The following is a 9,402-nucleotide window of genomic DNA, read 5'->3' as shown; positions in this document are numbered from 1 at the left end:
CGAGAACGCTTCTTAAAACGCGTGGGGTGCAGGAGACCGAGAGAGAATTACCCCACCCTAACCCTCCCCTTGGAAAGGGGAGGGAACTAGATATACGCTCTCTGCGCCTCTGCGGTTCAAAAGTCATTTATTTAACCGTCGAGACGCAGACACAAGTAAAAAGATGCCACTACAAGAAATTTTAGAATTTTTTTATTTAGAAGCCTCTTAATCAGATAATAAAATTGCTGCTCCTCGGTTCTTGCTACCCTAATTAATCCAATGAAAACAACCCGTCGAAAAGCCCCAGTCAGCCGCCGCATGGTGAATCGGCATGGAAGTTTCAACGTTGTGCGTAAAGGGATTTCTCACAAACATTGGCACGATCCGTACCATTTGCTACTCACTCTTCCTTGGTATTACACATTATTACTGATTAGCGCAGGCTATGTCATAGCTAACGCCCTATTTGCCTTTGCATATATTCTTGGAGGCGATGGGATAGAAAATGCACGTCCGGGTAACTTCTTTGATGCCTTCTTTTTTAGTGTTCAGACAATGGCATCAATTGGCTATGGGGCAATGTATCCTAAAACACCTTATGCAAACTTCTTAGTCACAGTTGAATCACTACTGGGGTTGATCGGATTGGCAATGGGAAGTGGGTTAATGTTTGCTAGATTTTCTCTTCCTAGAGCACGAGTCCTGTTTAGCAATATTGCGGTTATTACACCATATAATAATGCCCCAACTCTCATGTTTCGGGTTGCTAACGAACGAGAAAATTTAATACTAGAAGCACAAGTCCGGGTTACTTTAGCACGAACTGAAATTACCAAAGAAGGTGACGTAATGCGACGATTTTACGATATGCCTCTTGTTCGCAGTCAATCCCCTCTTTTTGCCTTAACTTGGACAGTCATGCACGTTATTGATGAGAATAGCCCTCTCTATGGAGTGACATCGGAGGAGATGGTAGAAGATGAAATGGAAGTTGTGATTACTTTAACAGGGCTGGATGAAACTGTATCTCAAACAATCCACGCCCGTCACTCTTACATATCCGAGGAAATTATTTGGAATATGAGGTTTGTCGATATTTTAGGGAAAACAAAGGATGGCAGGCGCTGTATCAACTATGCCCGGTTTCATGATGTTGTTTCTTTGGATGAAGAGAGGAATGGATTGGGGGGTTGTTAATAGATTTGTAACTCCAGCTAATGTTCGACCAAAATGAATCTCTATAACTCAAATAAACCGCCTCTAGCGCGTGATTCCTGGAGGTGGGATATTTTTGAGAAAGATCCTAGTCGTATTCAAACAGACTACAAGCTCTTTAGGTGTAGCGATCGCGTAAGCGCTAACGGAAGACAGTCGGATCGCACAAAACGGAAGCACCCCTATTTTCAAGATAGAGAAATAATTACTCGCAATAGTTCTAAATAAAGTAGCTTCAAGGGCTTGAATTACCAATTTTTGAATTGTAATCTCAATAAAGGAGCTCAATCTCTCCAAAATGGTAGGCGCATTTTACCAAAGTTTACTTAAAAACTAAATTATTCCATCTTCATTAATCCAAGAAAAATCAAATGCCACGACTCGAAATTAATGAATTGCGTCTTGCAGGCGCTGAACTGTTTCAAGATTCTGAAAGCTTTCTTGATGAACTAAGCGATCGGGAAATATGGGGAACTTTTGGGGGCAACGCTGCTTTCACCTTAGGTGCGCTATTAAGTCCGACACTAGGAGAAGGTAGTATTAGCAACATCAACATAACGGGAGGAAACGGCAGCTTACCTATAGATATAACGGGAGGACCCGGCAGCTTACCTATAACGGGATCTGACAGCATCGGTGACCTCTTCGCTAAGACTCTCGGTCTAGAGCCTGCTCCAGCTCCTAAAGCGTAAGTCCTGACAGATGTGGTCAGGGTGTGTCTCGTATTCCAATAGAAGACGCGAGCAAACCCTCGTTCAGCTATTTATTTTATGATTAGACGAAAACACATTTATAGAAATCAACATCGCGCTTCCACATCACAATCGCTGCTGTTCTTTCTGCTAATGGCTCTGGCTCTGGTGCTGGTGTTGTTCCTAAGATCCTGCAATTCATTAAGTCCGTAGTCCATTGGAATACTAATAGCCTTACGTCTCTAAGTATGGGTGTTAGTCCCCTACTCCCGACATTAAAGCTTAACTACTTGATGGTTTTTCCTTACCCTGTCAGGCATTAATTCCTCTCACCCTTCAATCAGGAGCGAACTTACAGTTCTGATACTTTTAAGCTCCATAAATCATACTGTAAGCATAAACTCGTTTAAGTGCAAATAACTTTACAGATAGAGGATATTTTCTCACCAAGTCTAGTATCCTTATCTAGGTAGAATAAGTAACTTGGAAGAAAAGGTATATGGGTTGGTTAAAAAGACTTTTTGGATTAGAAAAACCACAGAACGCACAAGTGAATCCCACTCCACAGCCAGCAGAACAAACTCGTTCTGCAACTCCTGCAACAACTGAAACAGTTCCCCCCGAACGTGTGGGATTAAATGGAGAATACGATCAAAGCGGTTTAGCTAAGCGAGTTGCTCTTGCATTTGACCAAGACAATCAACTGGATGATATCGATACTCTTTGGGTAGCTCAAACAGGTAGCACCGTAGTCCTAAAGGGCAAAGTTCCCAGCCAAGACATTCTGCAAAAAATGGTCTCTGTAGCAAGTTCAGTCAACGGTGCAACAAATGTTGACACGAGTCAAGTTACAGTAGGCTAGTTAACAGTGACCACCTGACCAGTAATTAGCGGTGCGTGAGTTTTCATAATTCAAAGTAAGGGATTGAAATCATGAATCAATTTCTTTGAATTAAGAGGTTTTGATGGTACGAGTAATTGGTCAGGTGGTCACTGGTTACTGGTTACTGATTCGTTTCAACCAATCTAAAATTATCTGGTTGATTAATTCTGGCTGTTCATCATGAGGACAATGCCCCACGTTCTCTACATCCAGTACCTCTAACCTCTCATTGTACTGGGCAAATTGACGGGCAAGTGCAGGGGGAACAAGTTTATCTTTTTGTCCCCAAATTAGCAACATTGGAATTTGTAAAGTTGGCAAGACGGTTTTGACACTAGGGCCAAAGTTTGCATCTATAGTAGCTCTAAACAGGGCAGTAAAAGCGCGAGCAGAACCTCTATCCTGCGGTGGACCTGTTAAAATCTCTATCAGTTCATCAGTAATAGTCTCTGGGTTAGCATAGGCAAGACTTGCCCAACGACGTACTACACTAGGTCGGCGGATGACATTAAACAGGGGCTGAAGTAACAGTGGGGAAGCAACAAAACTTTTGATGGTTGCTACAACGGGTCTTAATATAGGAGGTAAAGCTTCTCGTTCCAATGAGGGATCGGGTAAATTCATCATAACCAATCCCTGCACCATATCCGGATAGGCGGCAGATGCTGAGAAGGAAACCAGCGAACCAAGAGAATTACCTATTAAGATGGCTGGTTGGTTGATGAAGGTTTTCCAAAAATCGTAAACTTGGTCTACCCAAAGCTGTACGCTGTATTTTACTGGGGCTTTTTCAGAAGCGCCCCACCCTAACATATCAAGAGCGTATACTGTATGGTGTTCGCCTAACACCTCTATATTGTGTCGCCAGTGACCAATAGAGGCACCAAACCCATGTAGTAAAATCACAGGGGTTGTTTTGCCATCGCTATGTCTTTGACGGATATAAGTATAACGCGTTTGCCAACCCCGCCAAACCCAGTCTCTTTGATTTCCGATTCGTTGCTCCCAGTGTACTACATTCACGTGCCTGTCCAGTTCATCGTGCAAAATATCTGTGTAAGCGATCGCCAAACGGTGCCGCTTGAGGGTAGTTTCTATATACATTCTATATTAGAGAAAAACCAAATCTCCTGCGTTAACCGGGCATCCACTTATTTTTGTCAAAAGCCAGTTATAGGGAATACATAATAAAAAACAAATATTTGTATAATTTAAACTTGATAATACCGTTAATACACGGTAAGAGAAAATGTCAATAGCTTGACAAAAGCTGTAGCGATCGTTAAATAATACTACTGTGGTGTAATTTAAATTAACGATAAGACAGAAATCGTCTTAGAGTGGGTAGAATGAGGACAGATAAAAGGATGACAATGAAAACTCGCTATAGATATAGTTAATCTAGAACTATGGCTTTCTTTGTCAATTCTCAGTTATTTTAGTATTTTTTCTCTGACGCGTACTACTAACAACCTTACCAAATTCTTAACAACAGCTCCCACAAAATCCATGTCTGTGATTGAAAAGAAAAGAAATCGCGATCTGCCCCAAATTAACGAACGTATTCGCTTCCCGAAGATTCGGGTTATTGACACTGATGGCGCTCAGCTGGGAATTTTAACACCCCAGGAAGCACTGCAAATGGCCGAGGAAAAAGAACTTGACCTTGTGCTGTTAAGTGACAAAGCAGACCCGCCTGTTTGTCGGATTATGGACTACGGGAAATACAAGTTTGAGCAAGAGAAAAAGGCGCGAGAGGCTCGAAAGAAGCAGCACACGGCTGACGTCAAAGAAGTTAAGATGCGTTACAAAATAGAAGAACACGACTACAACGTGCGAGTCAAACAAGCAGAGCGTTTTCTCAAAGATGGTGATAAGGTCAAAGCGACTGTGATGTTCCGAGGTCGAGAAATTCAGCACAGTGATATGGCCGAAGAACTGCTCAAGCGAATGGCAACAGACTTGGAATCAGTGGGTGAAGTGCAGCAAGCGCCCAAGAAAGAAGGGCGAAATATGATGATGCTGATTTCCCCGAAGAAATAAACTTTGGATTTTGTATTCTCTCGTTCCCAGGCTCAGCCACAGAATGCAGTCCACGAGGCTCTGCCTCGCCCTACAGCAATGCCCACCTATATCGATAGTGAGGCATTGCCTACCCTAATTTACAAATCATGCATATGCTGATAGTCCCGAGCTCTGAGTGGGCAAACTATACTCAGTTGCTTGGGACTTTTGCTATGGGGACTGTCATTTGTCCTTTGTCATTTAATTAGTAACTAATGACACTTGACTAATAACCAATGACACTTGACCAATAACACTTGACTAATGACCAATGACACTTGACCAATGACCATTAATTAAGATGCATGGAACTCAAAAATCACTTGTGGACTCCAAATAAAGGTGTTCCAACACGACTCCTACAATGGGTGAATCTTCGCCCTGAGGAGAGCGATCGCACTTGGCTTATGTTTGCTTTTTATACAGCAACTTCAATAGGATTGCGCTGGTCTGAAGATAGTACGGTAGCTTTATTTCTAGATAAATATGGAGCGCAGCACCTACCTTGGATTTATATAGCCAGTGCAGTCAATGGAACTTTGTTGGTATATTTATACTCTTGGTTGCAACAAATTTTCCCCTTGCGTCAGATTATAGTGGCGATCGCACCTTGTATGTTTGTGCCACTTGTTGTCTTCAACTGGGGAATGCAATTTCCCTACTTAGGAGTTATTACCATATTTCTCCTCAGGCTTTGGGTAGACGCCTTTTATGTCGTTAACGAACTCAACACCTCCATAGCAGCCAATCAGTTATTTAACATTAGAGAAATTAAACGTGCCTACCCACTGGTTAGCAGTGGTCTTTTAGTTGCTGATGTCATTAGTGGCTTTAGCCTACCTTTTTTATTAATCTTTGTCGGGTTGGAAAACGTGATTATGCCCTTTGCTGGGGTGTTTATCACATTGGGGGCACTCATCCTCTGGCATTTAAGTAGAAACTACCAACAAGTTTTCCCCGATGCTCCATTACGAGAAGTTCCAGAAGTCCGTCACTCTCAAGGACGCCACCTTTCCAATCCACTCAAGCAATATGCTTTCCTGTTATTTGGTTTTTTTACCCTGCTGCACCTTATTGGTGTATTAGTAGATTTTCAGTATCTGACTCAGTTAGAGTCAAACTTTGAAGGTAAAGACATTGCTAGTTTTCTTGGTGTTTTAGGTGGTATTACGGGAATATGCGAACTGGTGATGCAGGTCTTTATTTCTAGCAGGGTTCTCGAACGTTTTGGAGTCTTTTTTAGTGCTGCCACTTTACCATTAAGTGTAGGCATTCTCATGCCAGTTGCGATCGCGCTTCTCAATTTTCTTCCAGGAAGCCAGTCACAAAAATTTTTATGGGGTTTGGTCATTCTTAAATTCTCAGATGAACTTCTACGCTACACCTTAGTCACAAGTAGCGGTCCCTTATTATTTCAACCAATTCCAGACAAAATACGCAGCTACGTACAAGCACTATCAGGCGGTATAGCAGAAGCTTTTGCAACAGGAATAGGGGGAGTTTTCATTCTAGTCTCCTTCTGGTTTGCCACATCATTTACACTCTCCAAACACAACTTCATTTTGCTTGCAGAAACAATCGCTGTTGCCTTAGTTTGTCTGGGTGTTGTTTTAGTCATGCGATCGCGCTACGTTAACTTGCTAGTCTTTAGTGCAGGAAGGGGACATCTAAGTGGTGCAGATGTAGATTTACGTGCATTCAAGCAAGCCGTCATCAAAGCTTTAGGCGAACAAGGTACAGAAGCAGATAAACACTCCTGTATTGAACTTTTATCTCAAATTGACTCTAAAGGCGCAGGGGAAATTTTAGCCCCCCTGCTTCTAAAATTACCACCTTCATTACAAATTCACAGTTTAGAAGTCATGCTTGCAGGTGGTGCAAATCCTGCTTACTTACCAGAAGTGCGGGCGTTATTGGATGCACCCAATGAAAGAGTCGCCGCCCAAGTTTTTGCTCTTGCCTTGCGCTACCTATGGCTTGCAGAATCAAATCCAAATCTTGCCGAACTAGAAGAGTATTTAAAACACCAACAACACTCCGTCATTCAAGCAACCGCAGCCGTCCTTTTGTTGCGGTATGGGACGCCAATGCAAAAAGTTGAAGCAATACATATTTTGCGGCGGATGCTAACTCATAAAAATGAACGCTTGCGAGTCAATGCAGTCAAAGCGCTATCAGAAGCCGTTTATTTACAAGAACTACGGATTTACATTCCCAACTTATTACAGGATGAATCTTTACGCGTGCGGTGTGCAGTCCTAGAAATGATTGCAGGAACCCATTTAGAAGAATATTATTCAGCATTACTGAGTGGGCTTTACTACAAATCAACCAGAAGTACAGCCATACAATCTCTCGTGCATTTAGAAAATGAAGCCCTACCCATGTTAGTTAGCTTAGCCACTAACATCTACAAACCAGAAGTTGTGCGGATGTACGCTTGGCGGACTATCGGACAAATCTCTACCTCGGAAGCAATAGATGCTTTATGGCAATATTTGGAAACTTCCAAAGGTACAACCAGGTATCATATACTCCGTACCTTACTTAAAAGATATCAACAAGAGGGAATTGTCAGTTTATTAGATAAGACGCTTGAAAATAAGGTCAAAAGATTAATTGATAAAGAATTACAATTTTTAGGTTATATTTACGCCGCTTACATTGATTTTGATGCCCGAAACAAGCTAAAAAATTCTCAATTTAGTGACCAATTGAATACTGTATGTGATTTACTCCAACGCTCTCTTTTAGAATTAGAAATTGATGTCAAAGAACGATTGTTACTCCTATTAGAATTACTTTATTCTCCTGAAATAATTAAAGCAGTAGCCTTTAATCTTAGATCGGAATCTGTAAAAAATTGGGCAAGAGGCTTGGAGATATTAGACCATACTGTAAAGTTACCTAATAAATCTGTGTTACTGAATATTTTAGATAAGCGATCGCCCAAGGAAAAACTGCAAAAAATTGTAGAAAAAGGCATAGTTGAATATCAAAAAATGGAATTAGGCGATCGAACACGAAGTTTAATAATAGATAAAGAGTCGCTGTCCGATTGGTGCTTGGCGTGCTGTTTCCATTTTGCGCGAGTTTCCCGCATACGACTAACCAGCGAACAAGTTTTAGAGAGTTTGCGCCATCCTACAGGTTATGTCAGAGAAGCAGCGATCTCATACTTATATGTAGTTTCTCGCCGTGTTCTTCTAGAACTTATACCCCAATTAAAAAACGATCCACATCCCCTTGTTGCCTCTCAAATCAAGCGTCTTATTGCAAAATATGGGGTTAGTTGTTAGTTGTTAGTTGTTAGTTGTTAGTTGTTAGTTGTTAGTTGTTAGGGGTTAGTTGTTAGGGGTTAGTTGTTAGGGGTTAGTTGGGACACGGCGGCTTTAAGCCTGTACATATTTAGTCGTTAGTAGTTAGTGGTAGGAATGAAATATGGAAAAATCAAATTTTGAGGATTTACAAGTTTTTCAACTTTCGGAAAAGTTGGCAGATATAATTTGGAATATTGTCATACATTGGGAGGCATTGGAAAAAGATACTGTAGGCAAGCAAATTATACGTGCTGCTGATAGTATTGGTGCTAATATTGCAGAAGGTACTGGTCGTCATAATTTTCAGGATAATCAACGCTTTGTAAAAATTGCCAGAGGTTCATTACATGAGACAAGATATTGGTTGAGGCGAGCATATACTCGCAAATTATTGACAACTGAACAAATAGATAAGCTCAAACCAATTCTTGATGAATTATCACCTAAATTAAATGCATATCTAAAATATCTTGAAACCGCCTCTAAAAATAACAAGCGAAGTTCTACTAACCACTAACAACCAACCACTAACCACTAACCACTAACAACCAACCACTATCCACTAACCACTATCCACTAACCACTATCCACCATGTTAACTAGCGTTGACCGTTTATTGTTTGTCCGAAGAGTACCAATTTTCAAAGAATTACGAGATGATTTTCTTGTTCGTTTAGCTTCAGTGATGGATGAGTTATCTTTTCCTAGCAATTACACCATCTTTAGGCAAGGCGAACAAGGGCGATCGCTGTATATAGTCGTTTCAGGATGCGTGAAAGTTCATATAGGAAATCAACAATTAGCTATTTTTCCTAAAGGAGAATCTTTTGGTGAAATGGCAGTGTTTGATGCCCAAACCCGTTCTGCTTCTGCAACAACTTTAGAACCTTGTGATTGTTTGGAACTCACACAAGAGCAACTGTACGATGCTATAGAAGAAACTCCTGAAATTGCGGTGAATATTATTGGTGTGCTATCACGGCGCATTCGGGAGTTAAATGAGAAACTTAATGCTATGGGTACAAGAAATCACTGATAAATAGGACTTACGCATAGGCCCCCTTTTTAAGCTATGATATACACAAGTCTGAAATAGCTAATAGACCGAGGTTTTAGATTTAGTGTTACCCCACCCTAACCCAATACTGCTCGGATAAGCGTTTTTGTAGGTTGGGTAAACCCGTGTGTGAAACCCAACAAATGCTGATAAATGTTGGGTTTCGTTCCTCAACCCAACCTACCTTAA

At 41.2% G+C, this 9,402-nt stretch carries 8 protein-coding genes; 7 read left to right on the top strand and 1 reads right to left on the bottom strand.

Features of this window, described 5'->3' with window-relative positions:
• Positions 1-261 precede the first annotated feature (261 nt).
• From F7734_RS59275 to F7734_RS59265, 3 genes are all read left to right on the top strand, one after another.
• Positions 262-1,179: an ion channel gene (locus tag F7734_RS59275; RefSeq protein WP_155753511.1), complete on the top strand. Its 918-nt coding sequence runs from the start codon at positions 262-264 to the stop codon at positions 1,177-1,179.
• 389 nt (positions 1,180-1,568) lie between these two features.
• A complete protein-coding gene (locus F7734_RS59270; RefSeq protein ID WP_155753510.1) occupies positions 1,569-1,889 on the top strand; it encodes a hypothetical protein in 321 nt (106 codons plus the stop codon).
• Between the two features lie 499 nt (positions 1,890-2,388).
• Entirely contained in the window at positions 2,389-2,751 is a 363-nt protein-coding gene (locus F7734_RS59265; protein WP_155753509.1) for a phospholipid-binding protein, read from the top strand.
• Between the two features lie 135 nt (positions 2,752-2,886).
• Here the strand turns inward: F7734_RS59265 and F7734_RS59260 are convergent, their stop codons facing one another.
• Positions 2,887-3,795 carry an alpha/beta fold hydrolase gene (locus F7734_RS59260; RefSeq protein WP_166482826.1) on the bottom strand — a complete coding sequence of 303 codons (909 nt, stop codon included), beginning with the start codon at positions 3,793-3,795 and terminating at the stop codon, positions 2,887-2,889.
• A gap of 486 nt (positions 3,796-4,281) precedes the next feature.
• Here F7734_RS59260 and infC point away from each other — a divergent pair, with 486 nt between their 5' ends.
• The 4 genes from infC (at position 4,282) to F7734_RS59240 (ending at position 9,192) form a co-directional block, all read left to right on the top strand.
• Positions 4,282-4,815, top strand: coding sequence for a translation initiation factor IF-3 (infC, locus tag F7734_RS59255; RefSeq protein WP_038089910.1), 534 nt, complete (start codon positions 4,282-4,284; stop codon positions 4,813-4,815).
• A gap of 326 nt (positions 4,816-5,141) precedes the next feature.
• Positions 5,142-8,135 carry a HEAT repeat domain-containing protein gene (locus tag F7734_RS59250; RefSeq protein WP_155753508.1) on the top strand — a complete coding sequence of 998 codons (2,994 nt, stop codon included), beginning with the start codon at positions 5,142-5,144 and terminating at the stop codon, positions 8,133-8,135.
• Between the two features lie 142 nt (positions 8,136-8,277).
• The gene (locus tag F7734_RS59245) at positions 8,278-8,673 is read left to right on the top strand and encodes a four helix bundle protein (RefSeq protein ID WP_155753507.1); all 396 of its coding nucleotides are present in this window, start codon (positions 8,278-8,280) and stop codon (positions 8,671-8,673) included.
• A 75-nt stretch (positions 8,674-8,748) separates the two neighbouring features.
• A complete protein-coding gene (locus tag F7734_RS59240) occupies positions 8,749-9,192 on the top strand; it encodes a Crp/Fnr family transcriptional regulator (RefSeq protein WP_155753506.1) in 444 nt (147 codons plus the stop codon).
• Positions 9,193-9,402: the final 210 nt, after the last annotated feature.

Source organism: Scytonema sp. UIC 10036, from assembly GCF_009725235.1.
The sequence above is the reverse complement of the archived record's forward strand: the minus strand, read 5'-3'. Positions and strand labels throughout refer to the sequence as shown.